Raw genomic sequence first — 21,979 nt, 5'->3', positions numbered from 1 at the left:
AGTTCTCCCATGGCTTCGCCTCTTCGCCGCGAAGCATGAGGCGTCACCTCTTATGAAAAGGCCAACCATTGTACTCCTTCACGAAGGCACACCTCTGCGGCGGCAGTCCCTCCTTCTCCGGATTTTGCTCCACGTACTTCACTCGAATGCGAATGTCCTCGGGACTAAACAGAAACACTTTATAAGGTCGATCAGCCCACACCGGGTGCCCTGCATCGATGCCCGCAGCCTGCTGGAGATCGATCCGAAGACGATCAGCGATATTCAGCCACATGGTCATCGCATCGTCGCGGTGGCGGCGGATCACCATGTGCATGTGATTGGACAGCACCGCGCATGCCCAGACCGTGTAGTTGTACTTGGAAATGGCTTCCGCGAGTGAGGTGGCAACAGTATCCCTTAGAGTCGTGTCGATCCAAAATCGCTGGTGGGTCAGCAAAGGTTCTGCACGCCGCTGGAACGTACGCAATTCGCTCCTGGAGGGCTGCTCGCTGTCGGGTTTTCGACCTCGGTGAATCTCGCCCAGCGGTGCAAGCTTCTCGTCGATGAAACTGGAACTCCCGCTGCCACGGGGGTCGTTCGGTAACCAGTGGCCATAGAGAGTCCAAATCAGGTGATGGGCGAGGATAGACTTTCCGGGCATTGGGAGATTTCTGGTTAGCAGCGAATGGGCAAGCAACGGGCAAACTCCTCATTCCATTCTACTTCTCCGGCTTGCGATTTGCAGCGATTGCACACCTCGTGGTGCGTCCCTCGACGCTCTGCGTTCCAACTCACGTCAAGAAAGGAGCCATCGATGCCTCAAGCATGGACCGACAAAGACGAACGTCAGTACGACCACGTTAAGAAGAGCGCTATGGAGCGAGGGCGGAGCGAGGAGCGTGCCGAAGAGATCGCCGCTCGCACCGTCAACAAACAGCGTCGCACCGAGGGTCGTACCCCCAACAAAGAAACCCAAGGGACCGGCAACCCCAACAATCGCCTGGAAGATCGAACCGTTCAGGAGCTTCGCAACATGGCGTCGGAGATGGACATCGAGGGCCGGAGCAATATGAAGAAGGACCAGCTGATCGCGGCCATTCGCAAGCGGCGCTAGCCCCGCGAAATGTAGCGAAAAATCGGAAATCTGCCGTCTGCATACCGCCGGGACGAACCTTGACCCGGGCCGGCGGGTCAGTTACGCTACAGACATGAACAGCAAGAACCTCCTAAGCTTGGCTCTACTACTGCTTGCTCCGAGCACGCCTTAGGGTCCTTGCACACTTATGATTGCAATCTCCAAACCCTGAGGCCTCACCGCCTCGGGGTTTTTTTGTTGATAGCCAGCACTTCCTCACTCCAGCCCCGTCCTCACCTCCATGAACAACATCGTTATCTTCGACACCACGCTCCGCGACGGCGAACAGTCTCCTGGTTGCAGCATGAATCTTGCTGAAAAGCTGGAGGTCGCCCAGGCGCTAGTGGACCTGAAGGTCGACGTGATCGAGGCGGGCTTTCCCATCGCATCGCCGGGTGACTTCGAGGCGGTGCAGGCCATCGCTCGCGAGGTTCGCGGTGTCACCATCTGTGGTCTTGCGCGGTGCAACGACAAGGACATCGATCGGGCGGGCGAAGCACTCAAGGTTGCCGAGGACCCACGCATTCATGTGTTCCTCGCCACCAGCGCGATCCATCGCGAGTTCAAGCTGAAGATGGGCAAGGATGAAATCATCCAGCGGGCCATCGCCGGTGTCGAGCGGGCCAAGATGCACACATCGAACATCGAGTTCAGCCCCGAGGACGCCGCGCGGACCGAGCCCGACTTCCTCTGCCAAGTCGTCGAGGCCGCCATCAAAGCGGGTGCCACCACGGTGAACATTCCCGACACGGTTGGCTACGCGACCCCCGCGCACATGGGTGGCGTGATTCGCGATCTGGTGAATCGCGTGCCGAACATCGACAAGGCGGTGATCAGCGTCCACTGCCACAACGATCTCGGGCTCGCCGTAGCCAACAGCTTGGCGGCGATCGAGAACGGTGCAGGACAGGTGGAATGCACCATCAATGGCATCGGCGAGCGGGCCGGTAACTGCTCGCTCGAAGAGATCGTCATGGCACTCCGCACCCGTAGCGACTATTTCAATAAGACCACGCGGATCGACACCACGCGGCTCGTCCCCGCCAGCCGGCTGCTTACGAGCGTCACGGGCATGGAAGTGCAGCGGAACAAGGCGATCGTTGGCCGCAACGCGTTCGCCCACGAGGCGGGCATCCACCAAGACGGGATGCTCAAGAATCCCACGACCTACGAGATCATGCGGCCCGAAGACGTTGGCTTCAAGAAAACCGACCTCGTGCTCGGCAAACACAGCGGCCGCGCGGCACTTGCCGACCGCGCCCTTGCTCTCGGCTACCACTTGGAGGGGGACAAGCTGCAAGAGGTTTTTGAGGCGTTCAAGAAACTCGCCGATAAGAAGAAGGAAGTCTACGACTCGGACATCGCCGCTTTGATCGAAAAGCGAGCCAGCTCGGCAAGTGATCGCTGGAAGCTGGTGCGGTACGAGCTCCGGCTCGAAGCCGATGGCATTCCGTCGGCCACCGTCACGCTCAGTCGTGGCGACGAAAAGCAGACCGACACGTTCTTCGGCGGCGACGGACCGCTCGACGCCCTGTTCCGCGTCATCGAAAAGATCACCGGCATCCAGGTCGTGGTCCGCGACTACCGCGTCCACAGCGTGAGCCAAGGTAAGGACGCCCAGGGTGAGTCGACCATCGAAGTCGAATACGACGGCCGCGTCTTCCGAGGCCGCGGCGTCTCGACCGACACCGTCGAAGCAAGCACCCTGGCGTTCCTCAACGCCACGAACCGCGTACTAATGTCCGCGGGACAACCGCCGCAGGTTTCGTATCGGGATACGGTGTGACGGCCGTTCGGTTGAACCACGGAGGACTCGGAGGAAATTCCCTACCAACGATTAGTGGTAGCGCTGCGGTGGCGACAAAGCTTAAGCTATCGGTACGGAAACCAAGGCTTCCCACCGCCGTCCTTCGGATGAATCCCCATGATTGCGTCCTTGCATTCGTCGCAGACAAATCCCATTTCAGTGCCGCTCTTAGAATCTTCGTTAGCGTGGTCCCTGCACGTCCTGAGATCATACTTTTCGCGAATTACGGGTATGTTCAGCACGCAATCGAAATACACCCACTCGCGACATTTTTTTGACCAAGCTTGTCCGCGAAAAGTGGAGGAGTATCCCGCTGCGATAATTGAGCGTTCCAACTCTTCAAGATGTCGGCAGACCATAAAGTTCTAAACCGTAGAACTAGTGAGGCTGGAGGCGGTACGGATGCCGCCGTTCACCCGAGTGGAACGCTTGGATCGCTGGCTCGCAGCACGCTCCATTTGATTAGAAGTCGACGTGTAGATGCCACTTAAGTTCGCGATCTTTAGCTTGAAGGAGCACAGTTAGCATTGTATCCAGATCGCAGAGTATCGCCTCGGCGTCCCTTACGGATTCCGGAGCTTCACGAATACGGTCCGCCACTTGTTTCGCATAATCAATTCCGTGATCGGCGTCATACCACACCTCTGGTGGCATTTTCGCCAGCGTCTCTTCAGCATTGGACGGAAGATTGTATTCGTCTTCCAGTGCCATCAGATCGGCCATCATCGCGCGAGCGTCGACCTGTGATAAGCTGCAGTACTCATTCAGTGACTTGAAGCCCAGCTTGGTGGCAATAGCGTCGACCTGCGCCGAATGTCGAGATAGTGCCTTGCCATCGACGGTCGAGTCGAAGCCGGGATCATCGATGTTGAGGACGACAAAATACGCAGCACCCATACATTCGTCCTCTCCGCCAGCGGAACGGCGATTCGTCACAAGTGGATAATATATACGCTATCAAACCGCGGGAACCCCTCACGCCACAAACGCCAAATAATAAAACACCCACCCTGTAATCGCCGTCATCGTCATCTCGATCGCGGCGACGCGTCCCCAGAATTTGTGCCTCGCGCTGTAACTGTTGGGGGTTGGTGGTACGGGGAAGTGCCGGATCGCGCCGCTGACGACGTAGATCCAGATGAATGCCGTGGGGATCGCGAAGCAGAGGTGTACCAGCAGCGAGATGCCGACCGGTGAGGTCCACTTCGAAGCCGAGTTGAAATACGGCGACGGCGCGGCTCGCTCGGCCCAGTTCGTAAAGAATCGCATGTCGATCTCGAACGCCAGCACGGCTACCGCCAGGACAATCGCGAGCGTGAGCTGAATCCGCTTGTGCCAGGTGAAGTCGTTTCGGTAGCGGGCCAGCGCGATGCTCGCTACCATCACCGGCACCACGGCGAACATCGCCAGGAACACCACGTCAAGCATGATGGACGCTCGCGTGCCCAGAAATCCATCAACGCCGGAAAATTCCATAAGGTCCCCTAAGCTCAGTCATTTAGTCGCCCCCGGATTTTAGGGCAGTTAGCGGCAAGGACACAGCCCACATTTCTCCCGATCGGAGACCCGAGCGTCCAATATCTGCCCGCCACCGGATTGCGATACCGGCCCGCAAAAGCTAGCCTGTAGGATCGCGAGCCCCAGTGGCGCAATTGGATAGCGCGCTGCCCTCCGAAGGCAGAGGTTACTGGTTCGAATCCAGTCTGGGGTACTTTTTCTTGCGGGCCGCCATTTAGAAGCGGCTCAGCCGATAAGGCTGTACGTCGAGGTGCGGTTCTTCGCCCGACAGCATCTCGGCTGCCAAAAGCCCCGTCGCGGGGGCGGTGCTCACACCAATCATCCCGTGGCCCGCGGCGACAATCACGTTGCTGGCCGCCGGACTGCGGTCGATGCAGGGCAAATCGTCGTAAGTCATGGGACGCAGCCCCACCCAAGGCTCGACGCCGGCCTCGTCGGGGCAAACCGCCAGATGCGCCCGCGCCGACTTCATCAGCAGCGCCAGCCGCTTGGGGTTCGCTCGAAGGTCGTGGCTACCCAGTTCCATGGTCGAGCCGATGCGAACCTCGCCATCGAAGGGCGTCACCGCCACGTGATGCTCTTCGAAAATCATCGGCCGCGTCGGACCCCCAGCGACCGCCGGCATGGTGAGTGAGTACCCCTTGCCCGGCTGAATGGGAATCGTGCAGCCGAGCGACTTCGCGAACACCGGCGAGTTCACTCCCGCGGCGAGTACGTAGCTGTCGGCTGATTCGTCCCCCGCCGAAGTGACAATCCGTGTCACCTTCCCTCGATCGACGACAACGCGCTCGACTTTGACCTGCTCGACAATCTCGACGCCGAGTCTCTCGAGCACTTCGCGAAACGCCGAAAGCAATTTGCCCGGATGCAAATGCGAGTCTCCTTCGCACAACCAGCCACCGGCGAGCCCCGAGCGTAGCGCGGGGTCGAGCTCGCGTACCGCTTCACCGGCATGCTCGGACATGGCGATACCGTATTGATCGCGGAGCACCGTGGCGGTAGCGCCGTAGGCGTCGTACTCTTTGGCGGAACTGAAGACGAGCAGAAGGCCTTTATCCTGCCACTGGCAGTGCATCGCTTCGCTGGCGACCATCTCGCGATAAAGTTGCATCGACGAGACCAGCAGCGCATGGCGACCAGCCGATGCCCGCTCCATCGACGCCTTGTTGCACTTGCCCATAAACTTTCGAGACCAGTCGAGCAGTCCTAAGCTCGGTGGCATGCTCACCGCGATCGGCGAGTCGCCGCGCATCATCGTTCGCAGCGTACTACCAACCGCACCCGGAGCCGCGAGAGGTAGCACGTGGCTCGGGCAAACATAACCGCAGTTGCCGAGCGAGGCACCGCTACCGAGTTGGTCGCGCTCCAGCAGTCGAACCTGCCAGCCTCGCTTGGCGAGGTAGTACGCCGCCGAACATCCGACGAGCCCCCCTCCGATAACAATAGCAGTGGTCGGTTTCGACATGTCGCGTCCACTCACAATCGGATACGAAGAAAACTAAGCGGGCACCGAAGACACATCGTCCGGCGCACTTTTGAAACCAAACCGGTACGGATCCGCCGGGTCGACGACTACCGTCGTCTCGGCAGTGACAAAGGCTTGTCCGCATACGGTCGGAACGACTCCACCTTCGACCACGCGATAGCTTCCCGTAAAGCGACTTCCAACGATCGACTCCATCACCCACGGCTCGCCCGGGGCAATCACTCCGTCGGCTGCCAGGCAGGCGAGCTTCGCGCTCAGCCCGGTGCCGCACGGCGAACGATCGAACTCGCGGCCTGGACAAAGCACAAAGTTCCTTGAGTTCGCTACGCTCGAATCACTCGGCGGCCCGACGAGTTCAATATGGTCGATCAACGCTCCGTCCGCGCCCGTGATGCTATTGGCTTCCAGTGACTCACGAATTCGAACAGCGCGATCCATCAATTCGGGGACTGAAAGCGAGTTGAGCTCCGATTCCTTCGTGAGGAAAAACCAGTTGCCACCAAACGCGATGTCTCCCTTCACCACCCCGCGACCGGGCACTTCGATGGCAGCATCCTTCTGCAATCGATAACTGGTGACGTTATCAAACTCCACACGGCCGTCAGCGAGCAACGTCGCGGCGACTTCGCCCACGGGGGTTTCGAAACGATGCCGGCCCGCCGTAATGCGTCCCAGGTACTTAAGCGTCGCTACGACGCCAATGAGCCCGTGGCCACACATGCCGAGGTATCCCTCGTTGTTGAAAAAGATGATCCCCGCTTCGCATTGGGGGTTCACAGGCTTCTCGAGTACCGCGCCGACCATCCACGCAGCTCCACGTGGTTCGAGCGTCAAGCTCGTGCGAACCCAATCGGCCCCGCTCGCGAGCGCTTCGCGCCGCGAACGCATGTCGCCCCCGCCAAGCGACGGCACGCCTTCGTACACCACCCGCGTTGGCTCGCCGCCGGTGTGCGAATCAATCACTTTTAAGGCAAAGTCCAAGTTGAGTTTCTCTCGGCGAGGGCTCTTGTAAATCGACTACGACGTCCGCAAACAGGCGGGCAATCGCTCGGGTCGCACGTTATCGTAGCAGTCGAGCTTGGCAAAGCGGCGGATCGAACCGGGGAGGCCCACCGCCGTAAATCCGGGGTGCCCCGTGGCGGGAAATGGCCCGCCATGATTCATCGCAGGCGACACGGCCACGCCCGTCGGCATCTTGTCATTGAGCAGTCGCCCCACGCGTCGACGCAGCACCCGCGTGAGTTCCCGTGCAAGCTCATCGTCTCCGTACTGCTTTGCGGAATAGATGGCCCCGGTCAAGCTTCCTTCGATGGCCCGTGCAACTTCGAGCATCTCGGCGTCGTTCTCGACCACCACTGCCAAGGTCGCGGGACCAAACCCTTCGGTTTGCAGAGCATCGGGATTCGCGAGGAATTGTCTACCGCTCACTTCCAGCAGTGTGTTGGCAAATCGATAACCGGGACCATCAACCTTCTTTCCCCCCGTAAGCACTTTCGCACCGGCGGCCACGAGTCGCTCCACGGCTGTGCCCAGCGACTTCGTCGCGCTCGCCGCCAGCAGAGGTGCTGACGCTTGCGACTCGAACTTTGTCCGTACGCCATCGACAAATCGATCGGCATCCGCTCCCGCGCGAATCACGAATAAATTCGGACAAGTACAGAACTGCCCACTACCCAGGAGCACGCTACCAGCGAGTTCGGCCGCGAGCTCGTCGCCACGCTCCGCGATGGCGCCAGGAAGCACGAACACAGGATTCACGCTCGACATTTCGAGGTAGCTCGGCTTACCGGCGGCGTCTGCTGCGGCCTTGATCGCTACGCCTGCTGGTCGACTGCCGGTGAAAGCCACGGCAGCCAATCGAGGATCGGCAACCATGCGAAGGCCATACTCGGGTGCCATGTGATACAGCATCTGCACCGTGGCGGCAGGCAGCCCGCATTCGAGCACGGCTTTATGGGCGAGTTCGGCGAGCAGGCGCGACGTGCCGGGGTGGGCGGGATGCGCTTTCGCGATCACCGGATTGCCCGCGGCGATGGCGGCCACGAAGTCGCCCCCTGAAATAGCGTTGAACGCAAACGGAAAATTGTTCGGCCCGATCACCAGCACCGGACCAAGCGGGCCGTAGCATCGATGAATGTTCGCCTCGGTGTCGTGTACCACTTCGCGCCACGCTCCGTCGCGGACCGCGCTAGCCGCTTTGCGAAGCTGGGCGGTCGTGCGGGGCAGCTCGACATCTTTCAGCCGCGGACTGTACGCGAGGGCTGTCTCGGCACTCGCGAGCTCGCTAAGTTCTTCGGCATTTGCTTCGATGGCCACGGCGTACGCGTCGAAGAACGAGGCAATAGCACCATCGTCGACCAGTTCGAGCTCGCTCGCGGCTTCCTCCGCTGCGCGAAGCGCCGTATCGCAATCGTCCCAAGTACTGACGGGAAACGAATCGCCAATCGCCTCGCCGGTGTGTGGATCGTGAGCGCGAAGTTCACTCGAAGCGTTCGCTTCACGCCACTCGCCAGCTAGAAGGACTTTCTGCATATTCATTCGACTTTCGCTTCGCGTCTGCGACAGGATACTTAACCTGTGCGTTTCGCCCGCGAGCTCCGTAGTTTCTCAATGAGTGTTTCGACAATCGGCTTTTGGGCGCGGATGTGATCGACGAGCGCTCGCCGGGCCGACACCCTCCGCCCCGCCAAAAGTTCGGTAAGGATATCGCAGTGCTGCGCCGCCATCTGGCTGACCACGTCTGCGGCGGGGGCCGCGTAGTCGAGCAGCCGTGTGTGGTACGCTGCTTGCTGCATCAGCAATTCGGCCGTGAATCGATTGTCCGCCAAGCGAACCCAGTAGCCGTGCAAGTTGTTATCGAGGTCGCCCGTCTTGCCGAGCACGCCCGACTGATTCTGCGCGAGCAGTTCTTCGAGCACCTCACGATCGAGCAGCGGGTACGCCTGATCCAATGCATGGGGCTCCAGCAGCTCACGCACTTCCAAGTACTGCTGCAAGTCGCGGGCGTCATAAGGGCGAGGCCGCCAACCGCAGCGCGGCACGTGCTCGAGCACGCCACTGCCAACCAACCGACTTAAAATGGGGCGCAGTACGGTCCGCCCGATACCAAACGTCGCGGCCAACTGCTCCTCACGCAAGTAACTTTGATCTCCAACGAGACTTTTCTCCACGAGGAAGTCTCGGAGGTTGCTCTCGTGATCGACCGGCGTAGGCGCGACAATCGTCTTCCGTGTCATTCGCCGCTTGCCGCGCGGCGCCACTTCCAACCGGCCGTTGTCTAGCAGAGCGAGGTACTTCTCGTCCACCAGCCGCTCGATCGCCGCGCGGACAGGCGTCAGGCTAACTTGGTAATGCCTCGACAGAGACTCGTAGGTCAACTTGCACGGCGGTTCTCCTTTCGCATCTAGATGCGAACGCATGTCGGCCACGATGAAGTCGGCGAGAGTCATGGGAGGGCTATCGGCTCTTAGCAGGAAACGTTGGGAGCAAGCAACTTGCGTCCCTCCATTCTACCCCACTACCGCCTCGATTCGAGGACGGGTGCGAATGCCTTCGCGAATCACTTCGAGAATCTGCGAGCGTTCCGGTTCCGCCAAAGGCAAACGCGGGGGACGGACCAATTCCGAGCCATAACCGACTTCGGCCACCGCCAACTTGATGTACTGCACCAACTTGACGTGCGTGTCGAGGTGCAACAGCGGCGTGTACCAGCGATAAACTTCACGAGCTTCTTCATACCGCCCCGCCATCGCCAGATCCCAAAGCAGCCGATTCTCAGCGGGGAACGCGTTGACGAGCCCCGATACCCACCCCTCGGCGCCGAGCGCCACGCTTTCGAGCACCAGATCGTCCACGCCACACATCAGCGTGTAGCGATCGCCAAGAAGATTCTTGAGATCGGTGATACGCCGCGTATCTTCCGACGATTCTTTAATCGCCACGAACTTCGGCTCGTCGGCCATCTCGGCGAACATCTCGGGGGTGATGTCCACGCCGTAAACCACGGGGTTGTTGTAGCACATGATCGGCAGATTCACGGCGTCGGCGACGGCGCGATAGTGGACGATGGTCTCACGCGGATCCGACTTGTAAACCATGCCCGGCAGGACCATCAGGCCATCGACGCCAGCATCTTCCGCTGCAGCCGCAAAGTTGCACGCCGTGGCCGTGGTGAACTCGGCCACGCCGGTTAGCACTGGAATGCGGTCACCTATGTGATCAACGGTGGCCTTCAGCAGTTCAATTTTTTCATCAAACGCGAGCGAACAATTCTCGCCCACGGTGCCCAGCATGATCATGCCGTGCACGCCCCCATCGATCATCAGATCGAGATGTCGCAATGTCGCTTCGATGTCGACGGAATAATCACCGCGGAACTGAGTCGTCGCGGCGGGAAACACGCCGTGCCATTTGGTTTGCATGAGAGAATTCCTTCGAAAAAAGCGCCGTCACCGGGAGAGGCCGCGACGGAATCGCCCAACATGACTTAGTACACAATGTAACCTTTGGCACCAGAATAGCCCGATCGAAGGTTTGCCACAAGTACCTAAATTGCAGATTTTCGAGCCTAGGCAGTCGCCTCGGCACGCCGACTGTAGCGGTCCACGAGAAGCAGCAGTGCCGGCAGCAGCACCAAGTTGGCGGAAAGCGCCACCCCCATCACCACGCTGATCACGCCGCCAAAGTAGGCGATGGGAAGAAACCGCGAGAATCCCATCACTGCAAACCCCGCCGCAATGACGATCCGCGACAGCGTGCATGCCTGGCCAATGGTCAGGTGCGTTGCGGTCACCGCGCGGGCCACTGAGTGCCCGCGGGCGCGGCACTGGCGATATCGCCATAGATAGTGGATGGTATCGTCCACCGCGATGCCCAGCGCAATGGCGAGCATCATGGATGTCACGGTATTGAAGGGAACATGCAGCAGCGCCATCAACCCTACGCACGAAGCGCCTGCAAACAGAGGTGGAGCCATCCCCAAAATCGCGAGCCGCCAACTCTTGAGCACCAGGGACATCGTCACGAACACCCCCACCACACTGGCCAGCAGCGACACGGCCTGGTCGCGCAGGAGGTCACGGGCCACATGGGCGTAGAAGTGATAGAGCCCCGTCACACGAACCTCGTACGCATCGCCAAACAGTTCTTGAGCTCGCTGCTGTATGGCGTCTCCCAGGGCGATCTTTTCTCTTGCTGTTGGACCTTCGTTGGCGAAGAAACCCATTCGCAGGGTCCCCGACTCACGATTTACGAATGCCGCTAAGGGGTTATCGCCAAGCACGGCAGACATCGTACTCTCAATCAACGCCACGCGCTGATCTACGGCTGTTTGCGTATCGGGGAGCTTCCAACCCGCAAACGTCATGAAGTCGACCACCGACACCGCACGCGTTATGGGCCCCTGCCCTGCGAACTCCTCCGCAAGGGTCGACATCGCCTGCACCGCCCGAGGCGTGAGCGCCGGCCCGCCATCACGGCGATCAATTAGTAACTCGATCGACTGCATCGGCGTGAGCGTCCGCTGTACGAACTCGTAATTGGTACGAATCTCGTCCGTCGGCCGGAAGTTATCGAGGAACTTGAGATTGAACTCCAACTGACTCGTTAGCGCAACGCCCCACAACCCAAGCGCCGCGAAAATGACTACCACGAACACGGGCTTGCTATGCACGGCGATTAGCGTCGCCCTCAGCAGACGGTAAATGGGCCATCGCAGCAGAGGAATCGTCGTCCTATGCGACAGCGAAGCGCACGCCCCGGCAAGACTCAGCACCAACCCCGCGGATAGAGCCAGTATCATCAGCAAAGAAAACGACCGCACCGGCTGGAGGGGCGATACCGCGAGCGCGGCGAACCCAACGACCGTCGTACCGACTACGCCCACGCACGGCCGAAGCAATCGCCGCAGCGTCGCCTGTGCGTTGCCACGGGTTTCGTCGTGCCCCACCGCCAAGTGGACGCAGTTGGCAATAGTCAGCACCGCCGACAGCAGCACCAGCATCGGCAGGTTGAGCGCCGTGTTCACTCCCATCGCTACCGAAGCGCCTAGCGCGAGTGCCACGCTCGCCACCCCCACCAGCAGCGGGTAACACGCGAGCTTTAGTGACCCGAGCGACAACACCAGCACCAACGTCGCTGCTAGCGCCCCCCAGAGACCGAACGTGATCAAATCGTCCCACACCAAATGAGTCATCTCATAACTCAGGACGTACGGGCCCGTTAGAACCATCTCATGCCCGGGAAAGTCCTGCCGAGCGCGAGCAAGCGAATTCTTTAGCGCCGCGACCGTTTCGCTGCGGGGCATATCGCGCACGTCGGAGTCGTCGCGCATCTGAAGCACAACGCTCGCCGCCTTGCCATCTTCGCTCACCAAAAGCCCGCGAACGATGTCGCTCTCGGCAATCATTTTGCGAAACAGTACCGGAGCCTGTGAGATGGCCGCTGCGCTATCCACCGCCGGCAATGCTTGGGCATCGGCGACAATCTGGGCGAGGCACTGCTGGCTGTCGCGAGAGAGGGCGTCGTCCGAACGCACCACAATGATCGCCAGCTCGACGCCGGCGAACTTATCGATGAATTGTTCAAGCGTGCCGAACTGCTCAGAACTACTTCCAGCGAGCGTCCGAAGGGAATAGTCGTCCGAAAGCCCCGGCCGCCACAGGCTAACAATGCTCGCCACCGCCAGCGCGCCGCCCAACAGCAAGATCACGCGATGCCAGCGGTCAATAAATCCGGCAGCGTCCAATACAAAACTCCTCAGCAATTGGCAGGCAAACGACTGAGGAAATCCAAACGAGGTGGCTCCTCTTCCACGCGAACTACGTTACCGGATTATTGCGGTACGAGCTAGCGCGGCATGTAGCTACCACACGTTACCTCGGAAGCACGCGATGTGTTTCAAGAATTTTTGCCAGAGCTTGGGCAACATCGCCCCATCACTTCGGCACCACCCGCCGCACACTGCTAGGCCGCGACTCGACAGCGAACTGTCCCACCACCTCGTCGTACTCGCGGGCGGTCATTGCGAACAGTTGCGACTTGCCCGTCGTGTCGTCCTTCACCACTTGCAGGTAGCTTTGCACGAACGACTCGGTGACGCGGGCCTTGGCGTCGAGCGGCGCCACGATCAATAGTTGTAGGCCAAAGCGTTCGAACAATCGCAGGGCGTACTCGGCGTTCTGGTCGTCGATCTTCGAGAACATCTCGTCCACCACCACAAACTGAAATCTTCCCGGCCGCGGGTGCTCGGGGTCGAGATCGTACTGGTAAGCAATTGCCGCCACGAGGATCGTAAACGCCAGCTTGGCCTTCTCGCCCCCCGACTGACCGCTGCTTCCTTCGTGGAAACTTCGTGTCTCGCCCGTCTCGCGATCCACTTCGCGGGCGGCGAACGTGAACCAGTTACGCACGTCGACCACTTTCTCGCGCCATCGCGACTTTTCGCTGTCAGCAAGCCTCGCCACGAGCTTCTCGATCTGCAGATAGCGAGCTTCGTTCGCCTCGCTCGTTCCATCGAATGCATCATCAAGGCACGAGCGTAGCGATTTGCGAAACTCGACGATCTCGCCATCCTTCACCTCGTGCGGCTCGAGCTTCATGAACGTCCCCGCGCGGTACTCGAGCGCCGCCAGTGAGCGATTGAGCATGGAGATCTTCGTTTCGATCTGCCGCCGCTCCTGACTCAATGCGTTGTGGAAAATCGCGATCTCCTGCGTGACCTTCTCGTTGAGTCGCTCCTTAAAACGCTGTTCGTGACGGGGCAGATCTTCTTCACGTATCTGCGCCGCGAGCGCCATGAAACTGTCGAGCGACTCTCGCCGGGCTGTCAGGTCACTCTCTTGCTCAGCGAAGTAGCGGAGGAACTTGGCCATTTCCTCCGTCATGCGGTCGCCAAGCTTGACGAAGGCCGCGCGGCGGTTATCAAGCTCGTCGCGACGATCCGCTGTCCACCGACTCTCGGTTTCCGCGATCGTATCAGGCGCAAGTGGCTCCATCGATTCAGCAATCGAAGCGAACCACGCCGCGTGCTGGTCATGCTCTCCCGCCATTCGTAACTGCTCGATGGCGCGGTTTGCCTCCGTAAGACGACTTACTGTCTGCTGCAACTCATGCTGCAATAGACCAAGCCGTTTGTTCGCTTCGTCTCGCTCGGACGACAATCGGACTGCTGTATCGGCGAGGCCTTTGAGGCGTCGTTGCAATATGCGCACCGCATCGTTCGAGCTTTCAAGTTCACGCTTCTCTCGCTCCAGCGATTCAAGTTCGCGCTCGTGCGAGAGACGATCCATCGCCGAGAACAGAGTGACTTCTTGCGCCGACGCAATCGCGGTAAGCGTGCCACGGCATTCGGCCACTAGTTCGGCAACGCGCTGTACCTCGACATTTAGTTTGTCGATTTCCACACGATCGGCCGCGATCCGCTCGGCAAGCAAGCGTTTCTTCTCGCGATTGTCCCATCCGAGCACGAAGTTTCGCGGGTCGGCAACAATAGCGCGGTCGTCTTTGGTGTGGCGATCGGTACCATACTTCACGTGGCGATTTTCGGTAATCGCGCGGCTCGACGCACGGTCGAACTCGGTAGCCGACTCGCAGCACTCGTAATCGAATCGTTTCGCAAGCTCGCCACGTACCCAGCTCGTTGAGGGATGCCGATCACGGAACTTCAGCTTGCTCAATAGCGACTTCTTGCCTAATCGATCCGAAGCCACCTCGGCGCCGCGACCAACCAGTAGGTAGTCGAGTCGCTGCCCGTGACCGCGCCCGTCGATTAGCTTCGTGCGATCGATGTAAGCACGCACCTTCGCGTAGAGTGGCTCCGGCACCAGCAGGCTCAGGGCGAACCGCCGGAGCACCATCTCGATCGACGCCTGCCAACGGAGCTCGTTCGGCTCAACCGATATCAACTCCGCCGCGAACGGCACGTCGTTCGGCTTGATGCCCAGATCAGCACACAATTGCTCGCGCATCACCATCCAGGCCGCCGGTAGATTCGACTTGCGATCGCCGAGCGCCGCCAGCTCTTGCTCGCTCTCACGTAGCGCGTGCAACTTCGCCCCGCGATCCACCACTAGATCGTTGTGCTCTTGCTGCAACTGCTGCTCACGCTCGCGCGCCGCCTTCGCTCGCTCGCGTAGTAGCTCTCCAGCCGTGGCAAAAGCGGTCCCGTCCTGCACGACCAACTCGATACCCGCGCGGCGAAGGCTCGCATGAAATCGTGTGGCCACTTCCTGCTTGATGCCGAGCTGCAGCCTCGCGTTTTCAATCAATTGCGGGAGCGCCCGGAGTCGCTCGCCGCCGGCTTCGTCGATCTCGTTCTTCAGGTTTCGCTGCTCTTCGCCAACCTCGGCCAGCTTCACCTGATTGTCCAACAGCGTGGTATGGAGCTGGTCGAGTGCCAATTCCCGTTTCTGCTTTACGGGGGTGAGTAGCTCCACCGTTTGCTGGCGGAAGAACGTCTCCGCGGCGTCGAGCTGATTCTTGAGATCTTCCAGCTGTTGCTCGCTCTCGCGGTAGCGCTGCCCTAGCTTCTCGACCGGCGCCAGCAACTCGGCCGCTCGGCGAGTCCGCACTAGCTCTTGGTGAGCAATGCTCAAATCATGAAAATGCACCAACAGGCTTTTGACGGATTCCTGCCAGTCGTGTCGCTCCAGCATGTGGTCGCGGACAAATCGGTCGAGGCTTTGGATGTCCTTGACGGCGACCGTCTGGTTGAACATGTCCATTGCCTTGGGGAGCATGCCCGTCCGTCGAACCAGCCAACTGCGATACTTGACGAACTTCTTCGTTGTCTCGTACCCCAACTGCTGCAAGTGGCCGACGAGTTCATCGGCCTGCCGCACACCGGCCAAGTCGTTTTGCAGCTCCCGTGGTTCGTCCGCGATTGCAAACAGCTTGTCAGTCGAACCATCGGCGGCGAGGTGCAGCACCTGGCAGAGCGTGAACGATCGGTTCAACTGTTCGTCGGCAAACACCGCCGAGATGGCACTTAGATTCCCTCCCTGCGGACGAAGATACTTGACCACGGCCACGTTGTCGTCGTCGCTTGTCCGCGCGTAGGCACCTCGCAAGTAGCTCTTCTCCGTCCGCTCCGTCTTACGAGCACCCGCGGCAACGTTGTAATTGCGAATGCGAGGCTCGACCAGCAGCGTAAGAATCGCATCCACCAGCGTCGACTTGCCCGAGCCATTATGCCCCACCAGTAGCGACGTCCGTCCCTCCGGTTCGAACCGAAAGACGTGTCCGTCGGTGCTATCGAACGTCCCCCAATTGAACAGCTCCAGCCGCTGGAGCCGATAGCCAGGTCGCTCGGGTTGAGTTTCGAACAGATCGTCCATCGTAGGGGCAGTTGGGAGTTGGGTTGAAATTTGGGAGCCGAGAGTTGCAAATAGCCGACGACCTACATGTCGTCGGATCCTTCCAACGCCGTCTTCATACGTTCGCGAAGCGATTCCAGCTCCGAGAGTGGAACCCGTGCTTTCAGCAATCGACACACCTCCCATGTGTCGGGCGAACCGCCGAACTTGCGGACGAACTTCAGCTTTTCGAGCGAAGCGAAGGTTGCAATCAATTGCTTACGCAATCGAATCTCGTCCGCCTCCTGCGGGTAGAACTGCTTCCAGTCGTCGAGCATCGCGTTCACATCCACGACGCAGCGTTCGTTATCAAGATCTTCGTCTTCAAATCGACGATACTCGTCGCGCAGCAGCACGCACAACAGGGTCGCTGGATAACCGAGTGCCGTGCGGCGAAATAGTCGCGGCAAGTTCTCGTACCCATCGGTGCGATGGTCGTCGTCGAGCTGCTTGAGGTACGCCATTCCTTCGGCGCGATCGATTACGAGCACGAGGCCAATCTTTGCGAAGTACGTTTCCAGATCCGACTGCCGCGTGAGCAGCACGTCCCACGCCAACGGATCGTCGTCGTAGAGCACTCCTTGTAGCAGCCCCACCGCCGCGACGCCGAGGTCGTCGTATTCCGGAAGATCGCCGCTCCTGGTTTCGTCAAAGTTCATAGTCTCGCTCCCGTGCCAACGACTCGCCCAGTGGGATGCTTTCGAAACACCACCACAGGCATCTCGTAGGCAATCTCTACACCGTCCACGCCAGCAACTTTCACCAACTGCGTCTTGCCCGCACTCACGTCGTGCCCCTCATCGTGGGCGAGTTGCAAATAGCCCATCAGTTCCACGGCCCCATTGGTGGCGGGATGTTCGGCGAGGAGGTCCACCAGCGCCACGTCACGAGCGGCATGCGCCAACACACGGCGGATATTGTCTCGCATCCGCCCCCAGTCCAAACGCTCGAGCGCCGCGAAGTTTCGAAAAGCGGCGAAGCGATCGAGTTCATCCGGCTCGTGCTGCACCAGTTCTCCAACGTCAAACGTCGCCGGCGGCCTCCAAAACGTTCGCTCCATCGGAGCATGCAGGTTAAGCTCGGTCGCCAGCGCGAGGCCAATTCCTTCTGTCCTCGGCGAATCGCCCAACTGGCGCGCCATCGACTTGATTTCGCCGAGCACCGTGGCAAGCTGCTGACGCGAGCCGGAAGAACCGACATCAAGTAGCCGCCGCAAAGTGGCGCTCAGTCGCCGGGTTGTTCGCAGTACCTTCTCCGCTTCGTCCGCCAAGTGCGAGATCATCCCGCGGACACGCTCCATCCCATTCGACTGTCCGGCGAGCGCGTCGAGGTCCTGCAAACGCTCGACGATCGTCTCCAACTCCTCCTGCCGGCTCGGAGAGAGAATGAGCCGCACGAACTCGTCAAAGCTCACTCCTTGATCGGCGGTCTTGAGACGATCTTCGGCCGCGAGCGCGTACCCCAGAATCGCCCCCCTACCAAGCGCGGCGTCGGATTGTTGCCGCTGCACATCACGCGTGATCTCTTTGAACGACTCCTCCACCGCGCGGAAGTCGCCCTGCAAGTCGCCGAGGTCGCTCACGGCGTCGGCGAATCGCTCGCGAATAGCGGTCGCCGAGTACGTCGCCACGCCAGTGCCCGACTCGATCGCCGCGATCTCTTCGTCGAGCCTTGCTCGCTCCGCGCGAAGATACAATAGCCGCGCTTCGGGATCCGCCGAGCTTCGCACCACGATGTCCGACAGCGTGTCGATGATCCGTTTGAGCCGCGACTCGGTACCAATGAAACCGGCGCTGCGGTCGAGAGCCTGGTCCAAGAACTTCAGCACCGCTTCGCTATGCGGCGTCAGTTCGTACACAGGCTCGGCGTAATCGGCGTCGTGGTACCTTCGCAGCCATCGCACCTCGGCCGAAGTCCAGTCGTTGAGGTAATTATCGGGACGATCGACGAGACAATCGGGCTCAGTGACGTGCAGTTCGTCGAGATATTCGCCAAGCCGCTGGACAAGTTCGGCGTGTCCAACCGTTATGTCACCGGTCTTCTTGAACTGGAGGTTCAAGAAATGCGCGATCGGCGCAGCGTGAGGCGAGCGCAGCAGGCGAGCTGCGGGATTCGCGGAGAAGAAACTCTGTAGCCGATCCAGTTTCACGCCTGGCGCGCTCCGGTGCCGAAGGAGATTCCTCGCCCGAGGTTAGGCGAGGACGACCCTTCATTATAGGCACCGGAGAAACCCGGGTGGGAAAGCGAGTCGGCGAAAACAGGGGCAAACCGGGCCAAAATCGCCCGGTTTGCTAGCAGTTTCTCGCCGTCGGCTACTTCGAGGTCGCCGCCTCGCGGTTCGCCAGCCACAGGAGCAGCGGCGAGGCGATGAACACCGTACTGTACACACCCGCGAGCACGCCCACGACCATCGCGAACGCAAAGCCGTGGATACCTTCGCCGCCGAAGAAGTACAGCACCACCAACACGATCAAGGTCGTGAGCGAGGTGAGGATCGTTCGGCTCAAGGTTTGGTTGACCGCCGTGTTGATCATGTCCGCCGTCACCTTCGGGCTCTTGCCGCGAATTTCGCGGATGCGGTCGAAGATAACGATGGTGTCATTGAGCGAGTAACCAATAATGGTCAGGAACGCGGCAACCATCGTGAGGCCGATCTGGAACGAGTCGATCCTCATCGCCGCTGCCAGACCCGGGATGAACTGCACCAAGTAGTAGCTCAGTGCCACGGCACCCAAGGTAATCAGCACGTCGTGGACAATGGCCACCGAAGCAGCCACACCGTAGGAAATCTTCTGGAACCGAATCCACAGGTATCCAATGATTCCAATCAAGCTGACGACGATGGCGTAGATCGCTTGAGTACGCAAGTCGCCAGCCACGCGGCCACCGATCTTGCTGGCAAGCGGGAACACCGGCTTGCCATCGTACTTGGCGACCACTCCATCAATCACCGCGCGAGCTTCGCTCTCATCAACTCCTGACAACTGGACTGTCCAGGTGCGGAAGCGGCGGCTGCTGCCATCGACGTAGTCGGGATTGGTCACCAGCGGTGAAACGCCCGTGCGCTCCATGTCGTCCAGCACTGCTTGCACAGTTCCTAGCAGCGTCTCATGGGAGATGCCGTAGACTTCTTGATCGGTCCCTTCCTCGCCGAAGTGCAAGGTAGCTTGGAACCCGGAATGCTGGTTCTCGCCTTCTTCGCCTTCAGTGAACGCCTCGACGCCATCCGACTTGAGCGTATAGGTCTTCAGCTTACCGGCGAACGATTCGGCAAGAATGTTCTCCACCGTTTCCACGGCGTCCGTGGTCGGCATGCCGTTTTCATCGACTTCGTCTTGAACGTTGGTGTCAATCTTGTAGGTGGTAGTCGACGTTCCTTCTTGATCGCGAGCAACGACCAGCAAGTTCTTGTCGGCAAGCTCCGACTCGGCCAGGATGTCGCGGACTTCGGCGATGGTCATCGCTTCTTCGTCCTTGAGCTCCATGGTCACCGAAGTACCACCGGTGAAGTCGATGTTGAGCAAGTTGTCTTTGCGAGCCACAACAGCCACCAAACCAATGGCGATCAGCACCAAAGAAAGCACAGTCGTCAGCTGCCACTTATTCATGAAGTCGATATTGGTCTTCGACAGCATCTGCATCATGTGCAGCTTCTTGATCCAGCCGCGACGTTCGGCAATGTCGAAGATCAGCCGCGAGACAAAGATCGCGGTAAACATGCTCATCAAAATGCCGAGGATCAACGTGATCGCGAAACCACGAATCTGATCGGTACCAATCACGTACAGTACCACGCCCGTGATGAGCGTCGTCACGTTCGAGTCGATAATGGTTGTCGTCGCACGGGAGAAACCGTTGCGAATGGCCATCCGCAGCGTCGCACCACGTGCCAGTTCCTCACGCATGCGTTCGAAAATCAGCACGTTCGCGTCGACCGACATACCGACGGTCAGCACCAAACCCGCGAGACCTGGCAGCGTGAACGCCGCGTTCAGCAGCACCATCGTCGCCACGACGAGCGCGATGTTCAGGATCAGCGCGATTGCCGCCACCACACCGGCAAAGCGGTAGTAGACCATGATGAACACGAGCACGAGCGCGAGCGAGCCAATCATAGCCCGCGTGCTCTGCTGGATGGTCAGGGCACCGATTTCGGGACCGGTTTGGTCCTCGCTCACGGGCGTCTTATTGAGTTCGGCAGGCAAGCTACCCGCGTCGAGAATCTCAGCGATGTGATCGACCTCGGCCTTAGTCATCCGGCCGCTGATCGTTCCGACGTCCGTAATGCGAGTGCGGATGCTCGGAGCCGTACGAAGCCGGCCATCGAGAATCACGCCCAGGTAGTAGCTACCGGGATTGGGCTCGTGACTTCCGGTGAGCTTACCGAAAAGATAAGCACCTCGCGAATCAAAGTTAAAGACAACTTCGGGACCTTCCTGTCCGACACCAGCAACGGCCTTATCCAAGTACTCGCCGGTCACGTTGTACGGGTCGAGCATCACTAAGATCTCATCACCCGAGACACCACGCCGCTTCACGGCAGCTTCATCGCGTTCGGGAGAGGTACCCACCTCGCCAAGGGCGCCAAACTCTTCGACATCGTACGGCACCCAGCGTGCGACGGGGGCACCGTTCACACGCACAATTGTCTGCCCCGGAGGCATGGCTTCGGCAACACGGATGATGTCGCCGTATTCGTCCTCGCGAGTGCGGTCGCTGAGAATGCGGAACTCAAGCTGGCCGAGTTCAATAATCTTCTTCTTGATGGCATCGAGCTCTGCCTGACCTGCTTTGGGCAGGATGAACTCAATGCTCTTACCACGGGCACGGATGGTTACTTCCTTCGTTCCGCTCGGATCGACACGCTGCTTGAGCGCGGCGAGCATCTTATCCATGCTTACGCTACCACGCCCCTCCTTGGTCTCCGGCTCCTCAACGCCATCGCCCATGAGTTCCTGATCCTTGGTCTTCACCAAATCGGGATCGACCAGGTCGTAAATCAGCGTAACACCACCACCCAGGTCGGGACCGAGCTTGAAGCCATTGGGGCGAGTCATCGCCGATCCGATCGCCAAGGCGCTCAGCGCGATCGCACCAATCACCAGAGCAATCTTCCACCCGTGGTCGGGCATACCGAGCGACTTGCCCAGCGCGTTGCCAACAATCGCTGGCACCACGAACAGGGCGACAATAATGAGACCCATGATCACCGACGAGTAGTCGGTCGCTTCGGCGGCATCGGCCTTTGCTTCGGCCGTAGTGGTCGCAGTGGTTTCTTCGCCAGCGGGAACTTCTTCGCCTTCGGTTAGTTCCTCTTCGGGAGTCGAGTCAGCTGGGGCTTCAGGAGTCGAATCGGTGGGCGTGTCTTCGACGACGACCTCCTCTTCTTCGACTTCCACTTCGTCGTCCGCGGGAGTTTCGGCAGCAGGCTCTTCCGTCGCAGGCGTCTCCGTAGCAGGCTCTTCCGTAGCCGGCGTTTCGGTAGCGGGCTCTTCCGTAGCCGGAGTTTCGGGCGCTGGCTCTTCCGCAGCAGGAGTCTCCGGCGCTTCAGGAGCTTCGGCAGCCGGGGCTTCGTCGGCGGGAGCGGCGGGCGTTTCCTGTGCACTCAGAGTGCTCGGGGCGATCGCCACGCAGGCCAGCATCACGGCCAACAAAATGCACAGAGCAGCCCATGGCCGCAATTGGTTCAGATGGTTCAT

The 21,979-nt window shown here is 59.8% G+C and carries 15 protein-coding genes and 1 tRNA gene; 3 read left to right on the top strand and 13 right to left on the bottom strand.

The genetic code is table 11. The features are described 5' to 3' along the window. Positions 1–43 precede the first annotated feature (43 nt). A complete protein-coding gene (locus SH292x_RS06295; RefSeq protein WP_442484738.1) occupies positions 44–643 on the bottom strand; it encodes a hypothetical protein in 600 nt (199 codons plus the stop codon). 153 nt (positions 644–796) lie between these two features. Here SH292x_RS06295 and SH292x_RS06290 point away from each other — a divergent pair, with 153 nt between their 5' ends. Further along, positions 797–1,096, top strand: a complete 300-nt coding sequence (locus SH292x_RS06290) for a Rho termination factor N-terminal domain-containing protein (protein ID WP_442484737.1) — start codon at positions 797–799, stop codon at positions 1,094–1,096. 262 nt (positions 1,097–1,358) lie between these two features. Next, complete coding sequence (locus SH292x_RS06285; protein ID WP_442484736.1) at positions 1,359–2,903, top strand: 2-isopropylmalate synthase; 1,545 nt, start codon at positions 1,359–1,361, stop codon at positions 2,901–2,903. Positions 2,904–3,386: 483 nt separating this feature from the next. Here SH292x_RS06285 and SH292x_RS06280 read toward each other — a convergent pair whose 3' ends face one another. After that, positions 3,387–3,821: a hypothetical protein gene (locus tag SH292x_RS06280; RefSeq protein WP_442484735.1), complete on the bottom strand. Its 435-nt coding sequence runs from the start codon at positions 3,819–3,821 to the stop codon at positions 3,387–3,389. Positions 3,822–3,899: 78 nt separating this feature from the next. Further along, on the bottom strand, positions 3,900–4,400 hold the full coding sequence (locus SH292x_RS06275) for a DUF420 domain-containing protein (protein ID WP_442484734.1): 501 nt from the start codon (positions 4,398–4,400) through the stop codon (positions 3,900–3,902). A gap of 161 nt (positions 4,401–4,561) precedes the next feature. On the opposite strand from SH292x_RS06275, the gene SH292x_RS06270 reads away from it, so the two are divergent. Continuing rightward, positions 4,562–4,635: transfer RNA gene (locus SH292x_RS06270), tRNA-Arg, on the top strand. A gap of 21 nt (positions 4,636–4,656) precedes the next feature. Here the strand turns inward: SH292x_RS06270 and SH292x_RS06265 are convergent. The 10 genes from SH292x_RS06265 to secD form a co-directional block, all read right to left on the bottom strand. After that, positions 4,657–5,907, bottom strand: coding sequence for an NAD(P)/FAD-dependent oxidoreductase (locus SH292x_RS06265; RefSeq protein ID WP_442484733.1), 1,251 nt, complete (start codon positions 5,905–5,907; stop codon positions 4,657–4,659). Positions 5,908–5,940: 33 nt separating this feature from the next. Continuing rightward, positions 5,941–6,909, bottom strand: coding sequence for a proline racemase family protein (locus SH292x_RS06260; protein ID WP_442484732.1), 969 nt, complete (start codon positions 6,907–6,909; stop codon positions 5,941–5,943). Between the two features lie 36 nt (positions 6,910–6,945). Further along, positions 6,946–8,466: an aldehyde dehydrogenase family protein gene (locus tag SH292x_RS06255; RefSeq protein WP_442484731.1), complete on the bottom strand. Its 1,521-nt coding sequence runs from the start codon at positions 8,464–8,466 to the stop codon at positions 6,946–6,948. Between the two features lie 32 nt (positions 8,467–8,498). After that, positions 8,499–9,377: a GntR family transcriptional regulator gene (locus tag SH292x_RS06250; protein ID WP_442484730.1), complete on the bottom strand. Its 879-nt coding sequence runs from the start codon at positions 9,375–9,377 to the stop codon at positions 8,499–8,501. A gap of 60 nt (positions 9,378–9,437) precedes the next feature. Continuing rightward, positions 9,438–10,349 (bottom strand): dihydrodipicolinate synthase family protein, encoded by a 912-nt coding sequence (locus SH292x_RS06245; protein ID WP_442484729.1) that lies wholly within the window; start codon positions 10,347–10,349, stop codon positions 9,438–9,440. 146 nt (positions 10,350–10,495) lie between these two features. Further along, positions 10,496–12,673 (bottom strand): efflux RND transporter permease subunit, encoded by a 2,178-nt coding sequence (locus SH292x_RS06240; protein WP_442484728.1) that lies wholly within the window; start codon positions 12,671–12,673, stop codon positions 10,496–10,498. A gap of 190 nt (positions 12,674–12,863) precedes the next feature. After that, positions 12,864–16,262 (bottom strand): ATP-binding protein, encoded by a 3,399-nt coding sequence (locus tag SH292x_RS06235; protein ID WP_442484727.1) that lies wholly within the window; start codon positions 16,260–16,262, stop codon positions 12,864–12,866. Positions 16,263–16,324: 62 nt separating this feature from the next. Beyond that, complete coding sequence (locus tag SH292x_RS06230) at positions 16,325–16,939, bottom strand: DUF4194 domain-containing protein (RefSeq protein WP_442484726.1); 615 nt, start codon at positions 16,937–16,939, stop codon at positions 16,325–16,327. Then, positions 16,936–18,429: a DUF3375 domain-containing protein gene (locus SH292x_RS06225; RefSeq protein ID WP_442484725.1), complete on the bottom strand. Its 1,494-nt coding sequence runs from the start codon at positions 18,427–18,429 to the stop codon at positions 16,936–16,938. Before SH292x_RS06225 ends, SH292x_RS06230 begins: the two co-directional genes overlap by 4 nt. A gap of 163 nt (positions 18,430–18,592) precedes the next feature. Next, on the bottom strand, positions 18,593–21,979 hold the full coding sequence (gene secD, locus SH292x_RS06220) for a protein translocase subunit SecD (protein ID WP_442484724.1): 3,387 nt from the start codon (positions 21,977–21,979) through the stop codon (positions 18,593–18,595).

Origin of the sequence: Aeoliella fuhlenseeensis, from assembly GCF_052161615.1 — a bacterium.
Classification (GTDB): Bacteria; Planctomycetota; Planctomycetia; order Pirellulales; family Lacipirellulaceae; genus Aeoliella.
Note: the sequence above shows the minus strand (reverse complement) of the source record. Positions and strands in the feature narration are given on the sequence as shown.